Annotated in this window: 19 protein-coding genes; 14 read left to right on the plus strand and 5 right to left on the minus strand. The window is 61.4% G+C overall.

The window, feature by feature from the left end:
• The first annotated feature begins 134 nt into the window (after nt 1–134).
• Entirely contained in the window at nt 135–749 is a 615-nt protein-coding gene (locus VGP39_RS01530) for a glutathione S-transferase family protein (RefSeq protein WP_327566342.1), read from the plus strand.
• A 3-nt stretch (nt 750–752) separates the two neighbouring features.
• Here the strand turns inward: VGP39_RS01530 and VGP39_RS01535 are convergent, their stop codons facing one another.
• Nucleotides 753–1,292, minus strand: coding sequence for a methylated-DNA--[protein]-cysteine S-methyltransferase (locus VGP39_RS01535; protein ID WP_327566343.1), 540 nt, complete (start codon nt 1,290–1,292; stop codon nt 753–755).
• An 811-nt stretch (nt 1,293–2,103) separates the two neighbouring features.
• Here VGP39_RS01535 and VGP39_RS01545 point away from each other — a divergent pair.
• From VGP39_RS01545 to VGP39_RS01580, 8 genes are all read left to right on the plus strand, one after another.
• The gene (locus VGP39_RS01545) at nt 2,104–3,354 is read left to right on the plus strand and encodes a M20/M25/M40 family metallo-hydrolase (protein WP_327566344.1); all 1,251 of its coding nucleotides are present in this window, start codon (nt 2,104–2,106) and stop codon (nt 3,352–3,354) included.
• 136 nt (nt 3,355–3,490) lie between these two features.
• Complete coding sequence (locus VGP39_RS01550) at nt 3,491–3,805, plus strand: HigA family addiction module antitoxin (RefSeq protein WP_327566345.1); 315 nt, start codon at nt 3,491–3,493, stop codon at nt 3,803–3,805.
• A 137-nt stretch (nt 3,806–3,942) separates the two neighbouring features.
• On the plus strand, nt 3,943–4,617 hold the full coding sequence (locus tag VGP39_RS01555; RefSeq protein WP_327566346.1) for a GntR family transcriptional regulator: 675 nt from the start codon (nt 3,943–3,945) through the stop codon (nt 4,615–4,617).
• Nucleotides 4,618–4,741: 124 nt separating this feature from the next.
• A complete protein-coding gene (locus VGP39_RS01560) occupies nt 4,742–5,542 on the plus strand; it encodes a phytanoyl-CoA dioxygenase family protein (RefSeq protein WP_327566347.1) in 801 nt (266 codons plus the stop codon).
• A 170-nt stretch (nt 5,543–5,712) separates the two neighbouring features.
• Nucleotides 5,713–7,041 carry an NAD(P)H-dependent oxidoreductase gene (locus VGP39_RS01565; protein ID WP_327566348.1) on the plus strand — a complete coding sequence of 443 codons (1,329 nt, stop codon included), beginning with the start codon at nt 5,713–5,715 and terminating at the stop codon, nt 7,039–7,041.
• A gap of 166 nt (nt 7,042–7,207) precedes the next feature.
• Complete coding sequence (locus VGP39_RS01570) at nt 7,208–8,455, plus strand: beta-1,3-glucanase family protein (protein ID WP_327566349.1); 1,248 nt, start codon at nt 7,208–7,210, stop codon at nt 8,453–8,455.
• 58 nt (nt 8,456–8,513) lie between these two features.
• The gene (locus VGP39_RS01575; protein WP_327566350.1) at nt 8,514–9,605 is read left to right on the plus strand and encodes a beta-1,3-glucanase family protein; all 1,092 of its coding nucleotides are present in this window, start codon (nt 8,514–8,516) and stop codon (nt 9,603–9,605) included.
• 657 nt (nt 9,606–10,262) lie between these two features.
• On the plus strand, nt 10,263–11,351 hold the full coding sequence (locus VGP39_RS01580; RefSeq protein ID WP_327566351.1) for an ABC transporter substrate-binding protein: 1,089 nt from the start codon (nt 10,263–10,265) through the stop codon (nt 11,349–11,351).
• A gap of 75 nt (nt 11,352–11,426) precedes the next feature.
• Here VGP39_RS01580 and VGP39_RS01585 read toward each other — a convergent pair whose 3' ends face one another.
• Together VGP39_RS01585 and VGP39_RS01590 are read right to left on the minus strand one after the other, a co-directional pair.
• A complete protein-coding gene (locus tag VGP39_RS01585; protein ID WP_327566352.1) occupies nt 11,427–12,689 on the minus strand; it encodes an RNA polymerase sigma factor in 1,263 nt (420 codons plus the stop codon).
• Nucleotides 12,686–13,054, minus strand: coding sequence for a YciI family protein (locus VGP39_RS01590; RefSeq protein WP_327566353.1), 369 nt, complete (start codon nt 13,052–13,054; stop codon nt 12,686–12,688). The genes VGP39_RS01585 and VGP39_RS01590 overlap by 4 nt, the downstream gene beginning before the upstream one ends.
• A 267-nt stretch (nt 13,055–13,321) precedes the next feature.
• On the opposite strand from VGP39_RS01590, the gene VGP39_RS01595 reads away from it, so the two are divergent.
• Nucleotides 13,322–14,596: a nucleotide sugar dehydrogenase gene (locus tag VGP39_RS01595; protein ID WP_414644542.1), complete on the plus strand. Its 1,275-nt coding sequence runs from the start codon at nt 13,322–13,324 to the stop codon at nt 14,594–14,596.
• Nucleotides 14,597–14,640: 44 nt separating this feature from the next.
• Here VGP39_RS01595 and VGP39_RS01600 read toward each other — a convergent pair whose 3' ends face one another.
• Complete coding sequence (locus VGP39_RS01600) at nt 14,641–15,726, minus strand: methyltransferase domain-containing protein (RefSeq protein ID WP_327566355.1); 1,086 nt, start codon at nt 15,724–15,726, stop codon at nt 14,641–14,643.
• On the opposite strand from VGP39_RS01600, the gene VGP39_RS01605 reads away from it, so the two are divergent.
• The 4 genes from VGP39_RS01605 to VGP39_RS01620 all read left to right on the plus strand — a co-directional run bounded on the left by VGP39_RS01605 (nt 15,709) and on the right by VGP39_RS01620 (nt 21,305).
• A complete protein-coding gene (locus VGP39_RS01605) occupies nt 15,709–16,791 on the plus strand; it encodes a glycosyltransferase (protein WP_327566356.1) in 1,083 nt (360 codons plus the stop codon). The genes VGP39_RS01600 and VGP39_RS01605 overlap by 18 nt on opposite strands.
• Complete coding sequence (gene asnB / locus VGP39_RS01610) at nt 16,792–18,639, plus strand: asparagine synthase (glutamine-hydrolyzing) (protein ID WP_327566357.1); 1,848 nt, start codon at nt 16,792–16,794, stop codon at nt 18,637–18,639.
• Nucleotides 18,640–18,942: 303 nt separating this feature from the next.
• On the plus strand, nt 18,943–20,097 hold the full coding sequence (locus VGP39_RS01615) for a glycosyltransferase family 1 protein (protein WP_327566358.1): 1,155 nt from the start codon (nt 18,943–18,945) through the stop codon (nt 20,095–20,097).
• A 185-nt stretch (nt 20,098–20,282) separates the two neighbouring features.
• The gene (locus VGP39_RS01620; protein WP_327566359.1) at nt 20,283–21,305 is read left to right on the plus strand and encodes an NAD-dependent epimerase; all 1,023 of its coding nucleotides are present in this window, start codon (nt 20,283–20,285) and stop codon (nt 21,303–21,305) included.
• Between the two features lie 38 nt (nt 21,306–21,343).
• On the opposite strand, the gene VGP39_RS01625 is transcribed toward VGP39_RS01620, so the two are convergent.
• Complete coding sequence (locus VGP39_RS01625) at nt 21,344–21,511, minus strand: hypothetical protein (RefSeq protein ID WP_327566360.1); 168 nt, start codon at nt 21,509–21,511, stop codon at nt 21,344–21,346.
• Nucleotides 21,512–21,574 lie beyond the last annotated feature (63 nt).

Consider the following 21,574-nt stretch of genomic DNA (forward strand, 5'->3'; position numbering starts at 1 on the left):
GCTCGCCGTTTCACGGCGAGCCTCGAAGGATGGCCACAAACGACTCGCGGCGATCCTTCGAGACGCCGCGCAAGTGCGCGGCTCCTCAGGATGACGGTAGTGAACGATTGAAACGACTTTAACAGGACATTCCCATGAAGCTCATCTTTTCCCCGTCCTCGCCGTTTGTCCGCAAGGTGCGCATCGCCGCGATCGAACTCGGGCTGATCGACAAGATCGAATTCCTTCCGACGACGGTCGCCCCCGGCCAGCCGAACGACGACTATGCACGCATTACGCCGCTGAAAAAACTGCCGGCGCTGATCCTCGACAACGGCGACGTCATCCTGGATTCCTATGTCATCGCCGAATATCTCGATGAACTTGCCGGCGGCGGAAAGCTGATTCCGGCGTCCGGCCCGACGCGGTGGAAAGTAAAAAGCGATCATTCCCTGCTGCAGGGCATGCTGGATTCGATGCTGCTCTGCCGCTACGAAAAAGCGGTGCGGCCGCAAGGGCTGCAGTGGCAGGCGTGGACCGACGATCACTGGAACCGCGCCTGGCAGGGCATGGCGCGCTTCGACAAGCAGGCCGACGTGCTGTCGCGGCCGCTCGATATCGTGCAGATCGGCCTGGTTTGCGTGCTCGGTTATGCCGATTTCCGCTTCGCCGATTGCGGCTGGCGCAAGGCCTATCCCAATCTCGACGCCTTCCATGAAAAAATGCTGGCGCGGCCCTCGGTGAAGATTTCGCTGCCGCCGCCGACGTGAACTTTACTCGAACAGATTCGGCGTATGGTTCACCACCGCGCCCTCGATCGCGAGCATTTTCAGCTTGGTGGTGACGCCGCCATTGGCGGAAAATCCGCCGGGCTTGCCGCCGGCGGCGAGCACGCGGTGGCACGGCACCACGATCGGACACGGATTGCGCCCGAGCGCCTGGCCGACGTCGCGCGCAAGTTCAACGCCGCCGAGCTGCTTGGCGATGTCGCCATAGGTCAGCGTCTTGCCCGGCGGAATCCTGCGCGCGATGTCATAGACGCCGCGATTGAATTCCGGAACGCCGCCCAGATCGAGCACGACGTCGGACAGATCGTTCGGCTTGCCTGCAAGCAACGCGACGATGCCATCGATCGCGCGTTGCACCTCGGCTGATGGAGGCGCTTCGGCGATGTCGCCATAGCGCTGGCGGATCCGCGCGCGGGTCTTGTCCTCGCTGGACATCGGCAGCTGTACCGCGTTGATGCCGTGCTCGCCCCACGCGATGCCGCAGCGGCCGATCGCGGTGTCGAATATTGCAAAATGGTGGGTCATGGCTGGCTCCATGTCTTCAACGTTATGTGCTTCAACTTGATCGCTGCGTGAAACATAGGCTTGGAGATTCTTGCTTTCCACCCGGTTTCCGGTTGTTTCGTCGCGAATGCGGGAACCCATACTCCGTGTGGTCTCGTTTTAGCCAATCGGTTGCATCATTCGCTTTTGTCTCTGGCGCCAGGGGTTATGGGTCCCCGCTTCGCGGGGACGACGACGGCAGGTCTTGCGTTAAATTTTTGATCTACAGCTTCAAACAGCCAAGCTTGCGCGTTCTCGCGGCGCAGTGCGTCCGAGGTTTGCCGGTCCCTCGCAAATCCAAGCGAGGGTGTGGAGCGGCGGGAGGCGCCAGGGCACCAACGGGCACCCTTAGAGGCGGGATTAACGTACCCACCTCGCGCGGCAAGGCACCGCGCGCGCCCAAGGCTAGGCGCAGCGCCTCCCGGCGCTCCACCGGCCACCAGGTCTTCCGCTCCCGCGGCATTCATGAACTGCCGTGGGACCTAAAGCCTGATTAAGGAATTAAGTCTAAATGCCGGACATGTCAACCCCCGATTGCACATTTTTGTGGAAGCGGCGATTTCCTGCGCTGCCGGCATGTGCCGAATTCGAAAACCGCGATGATTCCCAACACCACGCATCCGATGTTCGAACAGGCGCCGCACAGGTTCGGCGAGATCGTGCTGTAGTGTCTGGCGGAGCCGTAGCCCGTATGGAGCGCAGCGGAATGCAGGACCGTCCCGCACTATTAATCCCGGATTACGCTGCACTCCACCCGGGCTACAATGCCGAAAAATGGTACTGGGAAATCGCAATGAAAAAAACCTCATCATTCCTTCTCGCCGTTACCTTGGGATTCGTGTACGCCTTGCCGGCGCTTGCCGCGCCGGACGAAAAACTCAAGGCCGCCGCGGAAGCGGCTCAGCCGGCGCTGATCGACACGCTGCGCGACATGGTGCTGATCGAATCCGGCAGCGGCGACGTCGAGGGCCTCAAAAAGATGGCCGACTTCACCGAAGCGCGGCTGAAGGCGCTGGGCGCCAAGACCGAGCGGCGCAAGACCACGCAGGGCGCCGGTGCCGACATGGTGATCGGCACGTTCGAGGGCAGCGGCAACAGGAAGCTGATGCTGATCGGCCATATGGACACCGTCTATCAGAAGGGCGTGCTCGCGACGCAGCCGTATCGCGTCGACGGCAACAGGATTTACGGACCCGGCATCGCCGACGACAAGGGCGGTCTCGCGGTGATCCTGCATGCGTTGAAAATCCTGGGCGACGCCGGCTGGCGCGATTACGGAAAACTGACGGTGTCGTTCAATCCCGACGAAGAGGTCGGCTCGATCGGCTCCGGCGAAATCATCGCCGAGTTGGCCGATCAGCACGATGTGGTGCTGTCGTGCGAGCCGACCGCGGCTGCGCCTGCGGCGAGAAACGATGCGCTGCTGCTTGGCGCCAGCGGCACCGCGACCGGGATCATGGAGGTGAAGGGCCGCGCCTCGCACGCCGGCGCGGCCCCGCAGCTCGGCCGCAACGCGCTGATCGAACTCGCGCACCAGCTGATGCAGACCGCCGACATCGCCCAGTCGATTCCCGGCACGCAGTTGAACTGGACCACGGCGCAGGCCGGCACCGTGCGCAACCAGATCCCGGAAAAGGCCGCCGCCGGCGCTGACATCCGCCTCACCATTCCCGGCGGCCTGGCAAAACTGCAGGCCGCGCTGAACGAGAAGGTAAAGACAAGACTCGTTCCCGACACCGAGACCACGGTGACGATCGAGCCGGGCCGGCCGCCCTTTGTCGCCAGCGAGGCCGGCCGCGCGCTGGCGCGTGAGGGACAGGCGATCTATGCCGAGATCGGGCGCACGCTCGATATCGTCGAGATGACCGGCGGCGCCACCGACGCCAGCTTCGCCAACCGCAGCGGCAAGGCGGTCGTGGTCGAAAGCTTTGGGCTTGCCGGATTCGGCTATCACGCCCGCGACGAATACATCGACACCGGCTCGATCGTTCCGCGACTCTATCTGATGACACGGATGCTGGTGGAATTGGGGAAGAAGAAGTGACAGTTCATCGGACTACACGCACACCGTGCCCCGGACGCAGAGACAAGACAAGCGAGTGACAAGCGAAGGGCCTAAAGACGTCGAGTTCACCGACTATCATTGAATGGAAATGACTTCCGACGATCAGGAACGGCAAATGGCCAGGAAACTCACAAAACAGCTCGCGCCCATGCACCCCGGTGAAGTTCTCCGGGAAGAATTTTTGGTCCCGCTCGAAATGTCGGCTGGCGCGCTTGCGAGGGCCTGCGGCGTGCCCCGAACGCGCATCGAGCGGCTTGCAAACGAGGAAACCGGCGTGACCGCGGACACCGCGCTCCGGCTCGCCAAGGCTTTCGGGACGACGACGGCGATGTGGCTCAACCTGCAGAACGACTACGACGTCCAGATCGCGGAACGTGAGATCGGCAAAGACCTTGCGAAGATAGAGCCGGTGACTGGCCGGGCCGCTTGAGTAAGCTGCAGGCCTTAATGCAGCGAAACAGTTCAGAACCGGAACCGGGATTTCGCTGCTCTATTTGGGGTTGACCGCGCCCCACGCTTCGGGTTAACTTTTGAATTCGGAATTCCGTATTCCAACCGGCGCCGCGCATGATCCCTCTCGATCCCCTCCCCAACCTGATCGACCAGGTCTATGGGCGCATTCTGGAAGGGATCACCGACCGCACGCTGCCGCCGGGGCACCGTATCCGCCAGAACGAACTCGCCGAAAGGCTCGGCGTGTCGCGCCAACCGGTCAGTCACGCGCTGCATCTGCTGCACCGGCAGGGTCTGGTCGCCGAGAGCGGCCGCAAGGGGTTTGAGGTCACGCAGCTCGATCCCTTGCGCATCCGCCAGCTCTATGAGGTGCGCGGCGCGATCGATGCGCTGGCAGCAAGGCTCGCCGCCCGGCGCGTCAAGGCCGATGCTGCGGGGCGCGCGCATCTCGAGGCGGCGCTGCACGCCGGCTGCGCCACCGGCAGTGCGACGCCGCTGGCGCAGCTGATCGCGCTCGACGTGGATTTTCACCGCGCGATCTATCGGCTTTCCGGCAATCCCGCGATCGAGGAAATGATCGCGCCGCAGTGGCCGCATATGCGCCGGTCGATGGCGACCGTGCTCGCCGAACTGAATTACCGCAACCTTGCCTGGGACGAACACGAAACCATCGCCGCGCATATCCTGTCGGGCAATGCCAGGGCCGCGGAGGCTTCTGCGCTCGCGCATGCGCAGAGCGCGGGACGAATGACGGAAGAACGGCTGCAGACGCCGGACAAGGCGGCGTGACAACCATCATGCCCGGCCTGGTGCCGGGCATCCACGTCTTTTCTTGATCCAAGAAGACGTGGATGGCCGGGTCAAGCCCGGCCATGACGAACTTCAATTCGAAAAAACCAAAGGAGGAAACCCCATGAAGCTCACCCAGCAACAGATCGACGATTTCCACCGCGAAGGCTGGCTGTTTCTCCCTGAACTGTTCAGCCCCGAGGAGGTCGCGCTGCTGGCGCGCGAGGCGGTCAGCATCTACGACACCGACCGGCCCGAAGTGTGGCGCGAGAAGAGCGGCGCGCCGCGCACCGCGTTTGCCGCGCATCTCTACAACGAGGCGTTCGGGCTGCTCGGCGCGCATCCGCGCATGATCGATCCGGTCGAGCAGATCTTTGGCGAAAAAGTCTACATGCACCAGTACAAGATCAACGCCAAACACGCCTTCACCGGCGACGTCTGGCAATGGCACCAGGACTACGGCACCTGGAAGCGCGACGACGGCATGCTGCAGCCCAAAGCGATGAACATCGCGGTGTTCCTCGACGAGGTGATGCATATCAACGGCCCCTTGATGCTGGTGCCGAAGAGCCAGACCGCCGGCGACCTCAAGGCCTCGCACGACCTCGAAACCACATCGTATCCGCTGTGGACGCTGGACGAGGCCACGGTGACGCGGCTGGTGAAGGAAGGCGGCATTGTCGCGCCGACCGGCAAGGCCGGCGGCATGCTGATGTTCCACGGCAACCTGGTGCACGGCTCGGCTGGCAACATCACGCCGTATCCGCGCAAGATCGTCTATCTTACGCTCAACGCGGTTTCCAACTACATCCGCACCCCAACCCGGCCGGAGTACATCGCGCATCGCGATTTCACGCCGATCCAGACGGTGGATGACGACGCGCTGCTGCGGCTTGCGCGGGCGCAGCGGCAGGCGGCGGAGTAAGCGGCGTGCCCCGGACGCAGCGCAGCGCGTAGCACTTGCGAAGCGGTGCGCTGCAGAGCCGGGGCCCATGCCGCGCACACCGTGTTAATGGGTCCCGGCTCTGCGGTGCATCACCAAGAGGTGCCGCACCGCGTCCGGGACACGCTGAAATCTGATCGGATCAATCTCCCATGAACCTCCACCACCTCCTGCAAGCGCGCCGCGCCGCCGGCAAACCCGTCCGCGTCGCCTTGATCGGCGCCGGCAAGTTCGGCTCGATGTTTCTGTCGCAGGTGCCGCATACGCCCGGGCTCGAGGTGCCCGTCATCGTCGATCTCGATCCGGAGCGCGCGCGCGAGGCCTGCCGCACCGTCGGCTGGGATGATGCGCGCATATCGGCGACCAAATTCACCGAGGACGGCGCTGCGGCTGCGCCCGGCAATATCGACGTGATCGTGGAAGCCACCGGCAATCCCGCGGTCGGCATCCGCCACGCCCGCGCGGCGATCAAGGCCGGCAAACATATCGTCATGGTCAATGTCGAGGCCGACGTGCTGGCGGGACCGCTGCTCGCCGAAGAAGCGCGCCAGGCCGGCGTGGTCTATTCGCTGGCCTATGGCGACCAGCCGGCGCTGACCGCCGAGATGGTGGACTGGGCCCGCGCCACCGGATTCCACGTCGTCGCCGCCGGCAAGGGTACCAAGTATCTGCCGGCCTACCACGACGTGACGCCGGCGGGCGTCTGGGGCCACTACGGCCTGACCGCCGGCGAGGCGCAGTCCGCCGGCATGAACCCTCAGATGTTCAATTCGTTTCTGGACGGCACCAAATCCGCCATCGAGATGGCGGCGATCGCCAATGCCACCGGGCTCGACGTGCCCTCGGGCGGCCTCAAGTTTCCGCCCTGCGGCGTCGATGACCTGCCGCATGTGATGCGCCCGCACGCGGCGGGCGGCGTGCTGGAAAAGTCCGGCGTGGTAGAAGTGGTGTCCTCGCTGGAGCGCGACGGCCGGCCGGTGTTCCGCGACTTGCGCTGGGGCGTCTATGTGGTGCTGGAAGCGCCGAACGATTACGCCGCGGACTGTTTTAGGCAATATGGCCTGAAGACCGACGCCTCCGGGCGCTATGCGGCGATGTACAAGCCGTATCATCTGATCGGGCTGGAGCTGAACATCTCGGTTCTGTCGGCGGCATTGCGCGGCGAGCCGACCGGACAGCCGCATGATTTCCGCGGCGACGTCGCGGCGGTCGCCAAGCGCGATCTCCGCGCGGGCGAAATGCTCGACGGCGAAGGCGGTTACACCGTGTGGGGCAGACTGATGCCGGCGGCGGCGAGCCTCAAAGCCGGCGCGCTGCCGATCGGGCTGGCGCACCGGGTGAAGCTGAAGAACGACATCGCCCATGGCGCGGTGGTGCGGTGGAATGATGTGGAGATCGATGCAGGCGCCGATGCGGTCGCGACACGGCGCGCCATGGAGCAGCGGTTCGGCGGGGTGGCGAAAATAAAACAAAGCGCTTAAGCTGCAGCGGCCTTTAAGCAGCGCGTCGTTCCCTTCAGCAAGCCCTTTCGATCGTGAAACGACCCCGCAACGGCGGGTTCATATTCCTGTAATGGTAATGGCGCCGGATTGTCGAGCGAACTCGTTCTCGCCGGCCCAACTGCAATTCGATCGAGAGGACAGCACGATGAGTTCAGACCAGAACAACCGCGGACTCGAAACCATTCCGTTCCAGATTGTGAACCAGTCGGGACTCGATGCGAAATTGTACATATGGATTCAGGGCATCATCCCGGGCAGTTCGCCCAACGAGTACGTCTATGTCAACGACCTCAAGGGCAACGTCGCGGACGTGCCGAAAAACTCTGCAAAGACCACGCTATCGATGTTGCTCCCCGGCAAGGATACGACCATCGCGCTTCCTCGCCTGGTGGCGTTGCGCGTCTACCTGTCGTTCGGCGAACAGCTTTTCACGAATACCTCGGCCGAGGGCAATCCCACCTCTCCGAGCGCCTGGAGTCCCGATGATCCGGTGCAAGGCGGCAATTACGCCAAATTGTGGGACTATTTCGAGCTTACCTGGACGCAAGACAATCCCACCACAACTTCGCTTGGCGCAAATCTCACCCAGTTGGACTTTTTCGGGCTGCCGTTGCAGCTCGACAATTACGGTTACCAGCCTGATCTGAAGACAAAGGAGCACCTGAAAACCGGTTTTGAGGGCAATGCACGAAGCGTCATATTCAAGGCGATCAACGACCTCCCCAAGCCCTGGAGCGACCTCGTTGTATCCGATGTGAACAAAGCATTTGTTGGCATTCCGCTGCGGATTTTTTGCCCCTACCACGGCATGGAGCTCGGCCTGTTTCCCAAGAACCAGCTTGAAGCCTACATCGACCGGGTCTGGACCTATTACGCGGGCAAGGACCTTCATGTCATGGTATCCGGCGGCGATTACACGGGCCGTGTCCACAATGACGGATCGAACAAGGGCCTGTTTGTATTCGAGCCGAAAAACGATTCCGGATTAAAGCCGGTCATGATCAGGAATCCGAACACCAACAGCCGTCCAGGGTTCGTATCGGGATCCAAGGATGTGTACGAATGCCAGGTCCAGCTTGATATCGTCGGGACCGAGCCATTCCCGGCGGACGCTACCGATATCGCCCGAGACCTTGGCGCTGGATTCCTGCGATCGACCTTGGCACAAGGCGGCGGCGGCGGCGTAAATCTCGACAGCTTGCCGTTGTGCGATCAGACCGCGCAATATTTTGCGCATGAGCCGATCAACATGTACGCGTCCATTCTACATAAAAACGCGATACTGCAGAAGGCCTACGCATTCGGTTACGACGACGTCTGCGGACAGAGCAGCGTCGGTATCACCAAGAACCCGACGGAGCTGGTGCTGACGGTGCATCCAGTCAAGAGCTGAGACCCGCATCGCGGTCGAAATCCTGCACGAACAGCTGGATAAAAAGGAAGAAGAGTTCATGAGCAAGTTTACGTTCCAGATCATGAACAACAGAGGCGACGAATCGCAGCTTATTCTGCTGCTGACGGCGACAAGCGATACCGGGCTCGAGGGCATCGAACTCGGGAAATCGACGTCAGTAGCGGACTTCTTTTCCCGCAATCCGTCGCATTCGTTTGCTGCGGACACCCTTGTCGGCAGCCGGTTGTATGTCGGATATGGGACGATGCCGCCGGCGCCCGACCCGAATAGTACGCAGTACTATGGCTGGATCGAATTCAGCAGGAATGAGACCGACAAGGGCGTGTGGCTGAACCTGTCGAACGTCGATATCGTCGGACTGCCGCTTACGCTGAGCGGCAAGTTGGCGGACGATGGCAGCCCGTTCTCGCTGGGATACAAGACGTCGGTGCAGGATATCATCGCCGACATGAAGACGCGCGCCCTGACAAGACAGGACCCGGCGGTGCTCAAGGACTGTGGCGGCGGCAGAATCAAGATCGTCGCCCCCAACATCCAGTTTCCGTTTTACCGGGGCTACGACGATTATCTGAATACATTGACGACGGCGGGCGCCGAACTGACGATCAAAACCGATACGCCGATCGGCGAAGCGGCCAAGACGTTCACGGGAGCCTTTACCAAGGGCAGATACCGGGACCTGGCCGATACCGGCCCGATCCTCACCCTCACCTCCGGTTCTGACACATTCCAGATTCTGAAGAATCAATTCACGACGGAATTCCTCTATCGCTGCGATGGCGGCACCATCGTTTTCAAGGGAACGACATTGCCGCAGAACCGTCCCGATCACGCCGGACACGACGCCTCGGCCGTCTACACCAACTCGCTGTTTCGAAATCTCTGCATCGGCGTCAATGAGGGGTACTTCACCGCGACCGGCCCCAACGACAGTACGAAGTTTTCGTCGGACAAGCCGTTCGGGAACGGCCAGGGCAGCGTCTATGCCCAGATTATCCATGAGACCAGCAATTCTTACGGATTCCCCTATGCGGACGCGAATCTGAAGACCCTGCTGGTGGCGGCGCTCGACAGTCCGATCACCCTCACCATTCTGAAAGATGATGAAGCCGAGGGTTTTCAGGGTTAGAGCATGACGGCTTAGGTCGAACCGCCATGACGTTCAGGTCACCTCTCCCCGCAAGGGGGGAGAGCCTGCCCCCGACTTGATCGGGGGTCGACGCGCATCGTCAGATGCGCGGCGGGTGAGGGGCCTACCCGCGAGTCCTGAGTGCGTGGAGAGGCCCCTCACCCGAAGCCTGCGCTGCGCTTCGGCTTCGACCTCTCCCCTGCGGGGAGAGGTGAGAAGCAGCGGCGTCAACCTAAATTCGTCATGCTCTAGGGTGCCGAACCCGGCTTAAGGCTGAGGAAGAAGAAGCGGTAAGGGATAGCGCGCGTGGGGTGGGGATCAATGATCTGGGCAATAGTCAGATCTACATCATCGTCTGCGCGTGGCATCCACATCCCCGTTGGCCCTCGAGATGGATTGCTGCAACATGGCCGATGGCGACCACTTAAGTACTAGTGATATTTTGCTTTTTTCGAAAAGCGCGCCCTTGATTCTTGGAACTTGATTGTTCATCCTGCCCGCGGGCCGGGATTTTCAGATTTTGCGCTCCAGATCAGGGTTTGGTTTTCAAGGTCCGGATTCGAGTACCAACAGCAACGTCGGCCGCCGGCGAATAAAACGACATCCAAGATCGTTCCCCTCGCCGCGGTATCGGCACAAAAACGGAGGAGGAAGCGCATGAAACGTCGTGAATTTCTGAAAGTAACTGGCGTCGGTCTCGCCGCGAGCGCAGTTGCCGCGCCCGCGATCGCGCAATCGAACCCCGAGATCAAGTGGCGATTGGCCGCAAGCTGGCCGAAGGCGCTGGATACGCTTTATGGCGGCTGCGAATACTTCGCCAAGCGCGTCGCCGAGATCACCGACAACAAATTCCAGATTCAATCGTTTGCGGCCGGCGAACTGGTGCCGGGCCTGCAGGTGCTCGACGCCGTTTCCAACGGTACGGTCGAGATGGGCAACACCGCGCTGTATTATTACTGGGGCAAGAACGCCGCGTTCACCTTCGGCACCTCGCTGCCGTTCGGGCTCAATACGCGCGCGCATATTGCCTGGCTGCATTTCGGCGGCGGCACGGAAATGCTCAACAACCTGCTGAAGGAATATAACACCATCGGTATTCCGACCGGCAGCACGGGCGCCCAGATGGGCGGCTGGTTCCGGAAGGAAATCAAGTCGATGGACGATTTCCGGGGCCTCAAATTCCGTATCGGCGGATTTGCCGGCACCATCATTGCGAAGGTCGGCGGCGTGCCGCAACAGATCGCAGGCGGCGATATCTACCCGGCGCTGGAGAAGGGGACCATCGATGCCGCCGAATGGGTCGGCCCTTATGACGACGAGAAGCTCGGCTTTGTGAAGGTCGCCAAATATTACTGCTATCCGGGCTGGTGGGAAGGCACCGGCCAGGGCCACAACGTCATGAATCTCGACAAGTGGAACGCATTGCCGAAGCACTATCAGGCGGCCATCGAATGCGCGTCGCGCGACACGTTCACCTGGGTCACCGGCAAGTACGATTACGTCAACCCGCCGGCGCTGAAGCGGCTGATCGTGGCCGGCGCGATCCTGAAGCCGTTCCCGCAGGAAGTGCTGGAAGCCTGCTACTCAGCCGCGAACGAGATCTATGCGGACCTTTCGAAGACCAATCCGCACTTCGCCAAGATGTATGCCAGCCTGTCGGCCTTCCGCAGCGAGTCGCTGGCCTGGATGCAGGTGGCCGAACTCAGCTATGACAGCTTCATGATGCGGATGCGCACGCGAACCTGAAGACTGCACGACATGAAGGAGAAAGCCCCGGAGCGTTCGCCCGGGGCTTTTTCAATTGCGCCGGCGCGCCTGTGCTCAACCGAGCTTGCGCCTGCTGTCCCGCATCAACCGGTCGAGATGCATGCGGATGTGCGCGGCTTCCGCTGACGTATTGGCGAGCGCGATGGCGCGGTCGAAGGCGACGCGCGCCTCGTCGTTGCGGTTAAGCTGCATCAGGAACGCGCCCTTGACGCCGAAGAAGTGAAAATAGTTCTGCAGCCGCGCGCCCAGCGGCTCGATCATCTCCAGCGCGGCTTCGGGGCCACGCACCTTGGCGACGGCGACCGCGCGGTTGAGCGTCACCACCGGCGACGGCTGCATGATCTCCAGCGCGCCGTAGAGCAGGTCGATCTGCAGCCAGTCGGTATCCTCAGGCGTTGCGGCACGGGCGTGCAGCGCCGCGATCGCTGCCTGGATCTGATACGGCCCGCTGCGGCGGTGCCGCATCGCCTTGTCGATCAGCGCCAGCCCCTCGGCGATCATGTTCTGATTCCACAGCCGCCGATCCTGATCGTCCAGCAGCACCAGCGATCCATCGGCGTCGAAGCGCGCGGCCGCGCGGGCGTGTTGCAAGAGCAGCAGCGCGGTCAGCCCCATGATCTCCGGCTCGCTCTGGAACAGCCGCAGCAGCAGCCGCGCCAGCCGGATCGCCTCCTCGCTCAAGGGAGCACGGATTTCGGCGGTGTCGCCGCCGGCGGAATAGCCCTCGTTGAAGATCAGGTAGACCATCGCGGCGACGGCGGCGAGCCGCTCGGAACGCTCCACGGCGCCCGGCGTCTCGAACGGCACGCCGGCCTCGGCGACGCGCGCCTTGGCGCGGGTGATGCGCTGCTCCATCGCGGCCTCGCTGACCAGAAACGCGCGCGCGATCTGCTTTACGCTGAGCCCGGAGACGATGCGCAGCGCCAGCGCGATCTGCTGCGTCGCCGGCAGATCGGGATGGCAGCAGATGAACAGCAGCCGCAGGATGTCGTCGCGGTAATGCGAGCCGTCGAGCCGCTCAGCCAGCGCCTCCTCGGCATCATCGAGATCGGAGATCGCCTCATCATCATCGGGCAGCGGCTGCAGCTTGCGGCCGCGCCTGATATCGTCGATCGCGACATTGCGCCCGACCATGATCAGCCATGCCGCGGCATCGCGCGGCGGCCCATTCTTCGGCCAGCTTTTCAGCGCGCGCAGGCAGGCATTCTGGAACGCTTCCTCGGCAGTATCGAGATTGCGGAAATAGCGCAGCAGCGCGCCGAGCGCCTGGGGACGCGCCGATGTCAGCGCCGCATCGATCCAGGCGGTGTCGGTCACGTCGGCGTGCTCCCGGGAGTGAAGTAGCCGACGGGACGGATTTCATAGGCGCCGCCGGGATTGGCGCGGCCGAGATCGCGCGCGACCTCGAGCGCATCGTCGAGATTTTTGGCATCGATCACATAGAAGCCGAGCAGCTGCTCCTTGGTCTCGGCGAACGGTCCGTCGATCACCAGCGGCGGGTCGTCCTTGCGCAGCGTGGCCGCTGCCGTGGTCGGCAGCAGGCGCGCGACCGGACCGAGCCGGCCTTGCTTTGCCAGTTTATCCTGCACCACGGCGAGTTTTTCCATAACGGCTGCGTCCTGTTCCCTGGACCAGGAACCGACGGTGTCTTCGTCGTGGTAGCATAGGATGGCGTAGAGCATGCGGAAACGACCCATTTGTTGCAAGACGAACGAGACTAGCCAATGCCGACCGGGGTGCGGAAAGAAATTTGAGTTACATGCGGCCAGCATCCTAAAGGAGCCGCGCGTGCGCGGCGTCCAAGGATGGCCCCGTGGCGCTTGCGGTCCATCCTTCTTGCGGAATTTCGTCCTGCCGCGGGGGCCGCGGGACGTTGACTTTCATGATCGACACCGATAGTCAGCCGCCTGACAGGAACCTTGGTGATAGCCATTACAGATTTACGACAAATTCGTCGCCGGGTCGGGGTTGTAGGCCTTGGTTATGTGGGCTTGCCGGTGGCGATTGCGTTCGGCAAGGCAGGCGCTCTTGTCCTCGGCTTCGACATCGATCGCCGCCGGGTAGAAGAGCTTCGGCGCTATTTCGATCGTACGCTGGAAGCCACCGAAGCCGAACTGAGAGCGGTCGACATCCGAATAAGTGCGGATGCCGCGGATTTGCGCGAGGTGGATTTCTTCATTGTCGCAGTGCCGACGCCGATCGATGCGACCAACCGCCCCGATCTGTCGATCATCCTGAGTGCGTCGAGAACCGTGGGCAAGGCCCTGAAAAAAGGCGATATCGTCGTCTACGAATCTACCGTTTATCCCGGCGCCACCGAGGAAGAATTCATTCCGCTGCTGGAAAGCGAATCCGGACTGAAGAGCGGGATCGATTTTCACGTCGGCTACAGTCCGGAGCGCATCAACCCCGGAGATCCGCAACGTCGTTTTGAAACTATCATGAAAGTGGTTTCGGGACAGAATCCGGAGACCCTTGAAATCGTGGCTGAGGTCTATGGTGCGGTCGTCAATGCAGGGGTTTACCGGGCATCCTCGATCAAGGTCGCCGAAGCTGCGAAGGTCATTGAGAACACCCAGCGCGATCTGAACATCGCGCTGATCAATGAACTGGCGCTGATCTTCAACCTGCTCGGTATCGACACGTCCGACGTTCTGGCCGCGGCCGCGACCAAATGGAATTTTCTCAAGTTTGCTCCCGGCCTGGTCGGAGGGCACTGCATTGGCGTCGATCCCTATTACCTCACGCATCGCGCCGAGCGGGCTGGTTATCACCCCCAGGTCATTCTCGCCGGCAGGCGCGTGAACGACAACATGGGCTCGTGGATCGCCCAGGAATGCGTCAAGGATCTTTTCAATCGCGGCAACGGCAAAACCGTGGTCATTCTTGGAACCACATTCAAGGAGAATGTGCCGGATATCCGGAACTCCAAGGTGATCGATATTGTCACGGAACTTCGTTCGTTCGGCGTCAGCGTTCATATCGCCGACCCGCTTGCCGATGCGGCGGAGTGCCAGCACGAATATGGCGTCACGCTCACGCCTTTTGCCGAGCTTCCGCCGGCCGACGCGGTGATCCTCGCGGTCAGTCACGATGAGTACAAACAGGGCGGGTGGACGCTTGTGAAGGGACGGTTGAAGTCCACCGGCGGCCTGGTAATGGATATCAAGGCAATTCTTGATCGCACGAACGCGCCGCCGAACGTGCGGCTATGGCGGATGTGACGGCAGCATAACCTGCAATCGTCGGGCCAAATCCGATCAATTTCTCAGGCTTGAGGTGGAGGTCTTCGGCCCCGGGCCACGACGCCGTTCAGGCCATACTCAACCGCCACGTCGATAAATCCGGCCGCGTCGAACCAGCTTTTCACCGCGGCCGCGCTTTGGGGATGGTCGTGGGCGGGAGAATACATATCGAAAGTATCCAGCACCGCCCACCGGCGAGCAAGTTCGGGAGAAAGTCCAAGCGAAGGATAATGCACGATGGGCAGCAGACGAGGACCAAATCGGCCGAGCACCCGGGAAAGAAATTCGGAAACCGGAAGCAGCACCGGGGTTGCGCGCTCGATGAGCCCATAGAGCTTTTTGCTGTCCATCCTCTTGGTAATGGGTCTCAAAAGATACTTCCACGAAAGCAACGACCGCAGCCGGGCTGCATAGACATCGATAACGATTTCGCCCCCGGGGCGGACGCAGTTTGCGAGACAGCGGAACGTCTGCGCCGGATCTGGCGTATGCTGGATCACGCCGAGGCAGATCACCTTGTCCATGGAGCGCGGTCGCACCGGAATGTTCAGAATGCTGGCCTGCAGGATAAGCAAATTGGCGTTGTGGCCGTTGTTGAGATAATTGGCCTCGACCGCCGATGAAAGGTCGAATGAGATGATTGTCGCCCCGGTGGCGGCCAGCACTTCGGTAAAGCGGCCGGCGCCGGAGCCGGCTTCCAGCACGTTCTGCCCCGATAGATCAGCGGGCCATTTGGTGGCGTCGAACAGCCGGTCCCGCGATATCGATTTATTCGTAAAACTGTCCAATTGCGTGCGTGCGTGCTCGTTCCATTGGAACCCAAACGAGCCCGCATAGTCCTCATTGCGTACAAAACGCGGTATTTCCAGCTCGACCGGAAAAACCGTTCCGCAATCAGCGCATTGCAAGCCTTGTTCGTTCAAGTTAAGGCTTCCGCTCCTGCAAGTAGCGCAGACCAGAAAGTCGAGCTTGCCCCCGATATCGTCGACCGTTTTCATGCCGCTACGGATAGTCAAAGCAGCTTTTGGATTCAAGGGATATGGCGCGGGGCCGATGCGGCGCGCCGCTCTTACAGTCGGCGTGGACCGTCGATGGTGACGGTTCTTCACGTGATCCCAACGCTCGAAGGCGGTGGGGCCGAGCGTCAATTATCCATGCTGGCGGCCGAACAGGCGCGCCGCGGCATCGACGTTCACGTCGCCATCCGCCGCGGCGGGGTGCACGCCCAGGCAATGAGGGACCGGGGGGTGCAGCTTCATGAGCTCGGCAATTTACGCAGCGTAAATCCAAGGCTTTTCCTTGCGATCCGGCGCATCCTGAAAGGCCTCAAGCCCGCGATCGTGCAAACCTGGCTTCCTCAGATGGATATCGTGGGAGGGCTCGCCGCCCTGCGAAGCCATACGCCATGGATCGTGACTGAGCGATCATCAAGGGAGCATTACGCGGAAATCCCGTCTGTCGCGCGGCTGCGACTTTTACTCGGGGGATTTGCATCGGCGGTCGTTGCCAATTCCGACGGCGGGAAGGATTACTGGCAAGCCACAACCGGTCGACCCATCAAGCTGGCGACGATCGGGAATGCGCTGGATTTCCAGACCATTCAAGAGGCCGAGCCGCTATCTACGCAATCTTTTGCCGGCCCGCTGCTTCTGGTTGTCGGTCGACTGGTCCGCGAAAAAGCCCTGGACGTGATCGTTCGGGCGGTCAGCAATCTCGCCGGGGATGGAGCCGTCAATGTCGTCATGATCGGAGAGGGGCCGCACCTTCCGGCGATCGAAAAGGAGATTGAAGCCGCTTCACTCTCGGCGCGGTTCACAATCCTGCCCTATCAGCCGGACTGGTGGCGGTGGCTGAAGATTGCAGACGGCCTGATCAGCATGAGCCGGTACGAAGGCAATCCCAACGTCGTTCTTGAAGCGATGGCGGGCGGCTGTCCGGTAATTCTGAGCGATATACCCGCGCACCGCGAGGTGGCCGACGCTTCGTCCGCCGTTTTTATTCCGGTTGACGATGTACAAGCGCTTTCAACCGCGATAGCTGAGTTCATCGCCAATAAGGGGACGGCGCTGCGACGGGCGAAATGCGCGTCCGGGCGGGTGGGTTCCATGACAGTCACGGCAATGGCCGATGCCTACGATGCCGTCTACAAGGACGTGCTGAACGGGAAAAGCTAGATGTGCGGTATCGTCGGCGTCGCTTCACGCCAGGCAATAACGGATCGGGAATGGCTCGGCGCCGGCTGCGCTGCGATGGCGCATCGCGGGCCGGACGACAATGGAATTTGGTGGTCGCCGAACGGAACCGTTGGCCTGGCCCAGACAAGGCTGGCGATTATCGATTTGTCGCCGGGCGGTCACCAGCCGATGCACGACGAGACAAATCGCCTGAGCATCGTGTTCAACGGCGAAATTTACAATTATCTCGACCTTCGTCCCCAACTGATGGCGCTGGGGCACAAGTTCCATACAGAATCCGACACCGAGGTGGTGCTCGCCGCCTATCACCAATGGGGTACGGACTGCCTCGCGCATCTCAACGGCATGTTTGCGCTTGCCCTTTACGATGGCAAACGAAACTTGCTGTTCCTGGCGCGCGACCGCGCCGGCGAGAAGCCGATGTTCTATTCGACCGCGAACGGCGGAATCCGCTTCGCCTCGGAGCTGAAGGCGCTGCTGGCAGACCCCGCCTTCGATCGCAAGATCGAACCGGCGGCGCTCGATTGTTATTTGATGATGGGATATGTGCCGGGCGAGGCCTGCATACTCCAGAGCGCGCGCAAGTTGCCGCCGGCTCATGCATTGACGTTCAATCTTGCCAGCGAGGAGACGAAGATCTGGCGCTACTGGCGTATGCCGGCAGCTCCCGATGACAATGCCGGCGACGAGGAGGCGCTGGTCGATGAGCTGGAGGTTCTCCTTGCGGATGCCGTGCGACGGCAACTGGTCGCCGACGTGCCTGTCGGAATTTTGCTCAGCGGCGGCGTCGACTCCAGTCTGGTAACGGCGATGGCGGCGCGCGCCTCATCGCGCGTAAAGACCTTTACGGTGGGTTTTGACGGCTACGGAAATTATGACGAAACCGGCTTTGCCCGCCTGATCGCCAATCATTTCGGAACCGAGCATATCGAGCTTCAGGCGGGCCACACCGGTCCCGAGATACTCAACGTGCTCGCCCCGCAGTATGACGAGCCGCTCAACGATTCGTCGATGATCCCGACCTTCCTGGTCAGCCAGCTGGTGCGGCAACACTGCAAGGTGGCTCTTGGCGGCGACGGCGGCGATGAGATGTTTGGCGGTTACGAGCAGCACAGACGGCTGCTGTGGATGAAGTCCAAGGTCGACCATGTCCCGTTGGGCTTGCGCAAGCTTGCGGCCGCGGCTGGCGATGTGGCGCTGCCCACCGGATTCCGGGGACGCAACTGGATTCAGGCGCTTGCAGTCGACTTCAATACACGACTTCCAAGCGTTGCCGCTCATTTCGGCGCATCGGAGCGGCGCGCGTTGATGGGGCCCGGCTGGCAAACGCCGGCGGATGCAATACGCGAAATGCGCGTGCCGGTTGCAACCGACCTGTTGCAGCGGGTTACGCGCATGGATTTCGAGAATTACATGCCGGAAGATATACTGGTGAAGGTCGATCGCGCCAGCATGCTGGCCTCGCTCGAAATGAGGGCGCCGCTGCTGGATTTCCGGATTGCTGAATTCGCGTTCGGCAAAGTCCCCTCCCGCTTGAAAGCCAGCTTCAGCGAACGCAAGATCCTGCTGAAGCGCCTGAGCAAGCGGGTGTTGCCGCCGCAATTCGACGCCGATCGCAAGCAAGGGTTCTCCATTCCGCTGCCCACCTGGCTCAAGGCGGGGCCGTGGCGCGATTTCGTTTCGGATGTGCTGCTCGATCCCAAAAGCACGTTTGACCGGCGGGCGGTGAGCAATCTGATCGACGGCCATGGCAAGCGCCGCAACAACAGCGAGCGATTGTTCGGGCTGACCATGTTTGAGCTTTGGCGGCGCGCCTACGGGATATGAATTTTTCCCGCTTCGGGAGCTGCCTGCGGGTTGATGGAAACCGAGATTCGTTGTCTCATAAAGCTTAAGGTTGGCAGCGCGGTACGGAACTTCAACCCCCCGGTGGTTGTGATAGACCCATAGTGGATGGCAGAACCAGATACCAAAAAGGAAGAATGCTGCGTTGCGAGGGACCAAGCGACGGTTGAAATGGTAAGCCCCGCCGAGTACCAGCACACAGCCGCCAACCTGAGGACAGCGTGATTATCATAGCCGGGCTGCCTGCGAGAAGAAGCCATGAAGCGACGTGCCCCGGAGCGCGAAATGCTTCTGGCCATTGACGCTTCGAACATCCGTGTCGGCGGCGGCGTCACGCACCTGGTCGAACTGCTGCGGGTGGCTGAACCCTCGCGGCACGGGATCGAGAAAATCTTCGTTTGGGCCTGCGCCTCCACATTGGCGCGCATCGAGGATCGGCCCTGGCTTGAGAAGCGCAGCGATCCGGCGCTGGAAGCCCATCTCTTGAAACGCATCATTTGGCAGCGTTGGGAGCTGAACAAACTCATCAAGGCCATGGGAGTGAATTTGTTATTTGTGCCGGGCGGGTCGATTATTTCAAATTTTCGTCCGGCGGTGACCATGAGCCGCAACATGCTGCCGTTCGAATGGAGAGAACTGAAACGATTTGGCTTCTCGACCATGACCCTGAAACTGGCGCTGTTGCGGTGGCTTCAAGTCCGGTCTTTCAGGCAGGCGGACGGAACGATCTTTCTGACCCGATATGCCTATCATGCGGTCACGGCGGCGACCGGACCATTGCGAGGCACGACCTCGATCGTGCCACACGGCATCGACACGAGATTTCGCCTCAGCCCTCGTCCGCAGCGGGCGCTCGGCGAGTTCACGCCTTCTGATCCGTTGCGTGTCGTCTACGTTTCTACCATCGACGTATTCAAGCATCAGTGGTCCGTCGTCGAGGCGATCGGCCGCCTGCATGCCGAAGGCTTGCCGATACGGCTCGATCTGTACGGTCCGGCAAGAGCCAGCGTGCTGCCCCGTCTGACCGAGGCCATGAAACGCGCCGACCCGCGAAGGGAGTTTGTGCGCTATTGGGGCGAGGTCGACTACAAGGAAATTCACGCGTGCTACGCGACCGCCGATCTGTGCGTGTTCGCCTCGAGTTGCGAAAACATGCCGAATATCCTGATCGAAAGCATGGCGGCGGGGCTTCCCATAGCATGTTCGGAACGCGGGCCGATGCCGGAAGTGCTGGGCGAGGCCGGCATCTATTTTGACCCGGAAAACCCGGCAAGTATCGCCGACGCCGTGCGTACGCTGGCGGCGGCGCCGGAATTGCGCGCCGAAAAGGCGGCCGCGTCTTCCGCGGCCGCCGCTCAATTCAGCTGGTCGCGCTGTGCGAGCGAGACGCTCGATTTTCTTGCAGCAGTCTCACGTCGGGCGGCGCAAAAATCGCCCTGAAGACCGCGACCGCAAAAAAATTGCGAAGCAGGGTTCCAAAATGGTGCAAGACGGTTAAGAAGGCGACATGCCGCGCCTGACAACGATCGGCGCTGCGGCTGAAGCGGCGGCCCGCGGTCCGGACCATTCGTGGCCCGGGTGCCCGGAAACCAGAATGGACGACTACGGCGGGGCGATAGTGCGACATGCGAATTTTGGTCACCGGCAACGCCGGATTCATCGGCTTTCATACCGCCGCCCGGCTGCTTCAACGCGGCGATTCCGTCGTCGGGATCGATGTCGTGAACGACTACTATTCCCCGCAGATCAAGGAATCCCGGCTCGAAATCCTGCAGCAGATGGCGTTGCAGAGTTCCGGCGACTATCGATTTCACCGGGCCGATCTGGCCGACCCTGCCGCGGTCGAACGCTGCTTTTCCGACGGCCCTTTCGACCGCGTCATTCACCTCGCGGCTCAGGCTGGCGTTCGCTACAGCCTGTCCAACCCGATGGCTTATGTTGAAAGCAACATCGTCGCCTTCACCCGAATTCTGGAGGCGTGCCGGCACGCCAATGTCGCGCATCTGACCTACGCCAGCACCAGCAGCGTTTACGGAGCGAACACCAACATGCCCTTCAGCGAGCATCGCGGCGTCGACCATCCGTTGCAATTCTATGCCGCCACCAAGCGCGCCAATGAGCTAATGGCTCACAGCTACAGCCACCTGTTCGGATTGCCGACCAGCGGGCTTCGATTTTTTACGGTCTACGGGCCCTGGGGCCGGCCCGACATGGCGCTGTTCCTGTTTACCAAGAGCATTCTGGCGGGCGAGCCCATAAAACTCTTCAACAACGGCGAACACGTCCGCGACTTCACCTTCGTCGACGACATCGTTGAAGGCGTCATCCGCGTCAGCGACCAGGTCGCCCGTCCCAATCCCGGCTGGAACAGCGACAATCCGGATCCCGCGACGAGCAATGCGCCGTTTCGCATCCTGAATATCGGCAACAACGCGCCGGTTCACCTCACCGCATATGTCGAAGCGATCGAACAAGCGCTCGGCAAGAAAGCCACCCGCGAATTGCTGCCGCTGCAGCCTGGCGACGTGCCGAACACTTGCGCGGATGTCAGTTCGCTCATCGAAGCGGTCAATTATCGGCCCGCCACCCCGGTGCAGGAGGGGGTGGCCCGCTTCGTGCATTGGTATCGTGAATACTTCGGGGTTTAGGCGGCAGTTGATGGAGGTCGGGACAGAACTTCGGCAATTTAGGGGCCGGGGATGCAGACAAATCCCCCGATCTTGGCGAGTTCGCCGCTGATCCGCTTTGTGTATTCTTCTCCCGCCGCCTTGCACGATACTTCCGACTTGTACCCCGGCACCGATGCGATCGTACCTCCGTGGACGTTGTGCAGCAACAGGATCAGCACCCACACAGCCTCACTCCTTCCGATTGACAACGACCAAACTCGGCACGTATCGAATCCGGATCAGAGGTG

Source organism: Bradyrhizobium sp., from assembly GCF_036009065.1.
GTDB lineage: Bacteria > Pseudomonadota > Alphaproteobacteria > Rhizobiales > Xanthobacteraceae > Bradyrhizobium.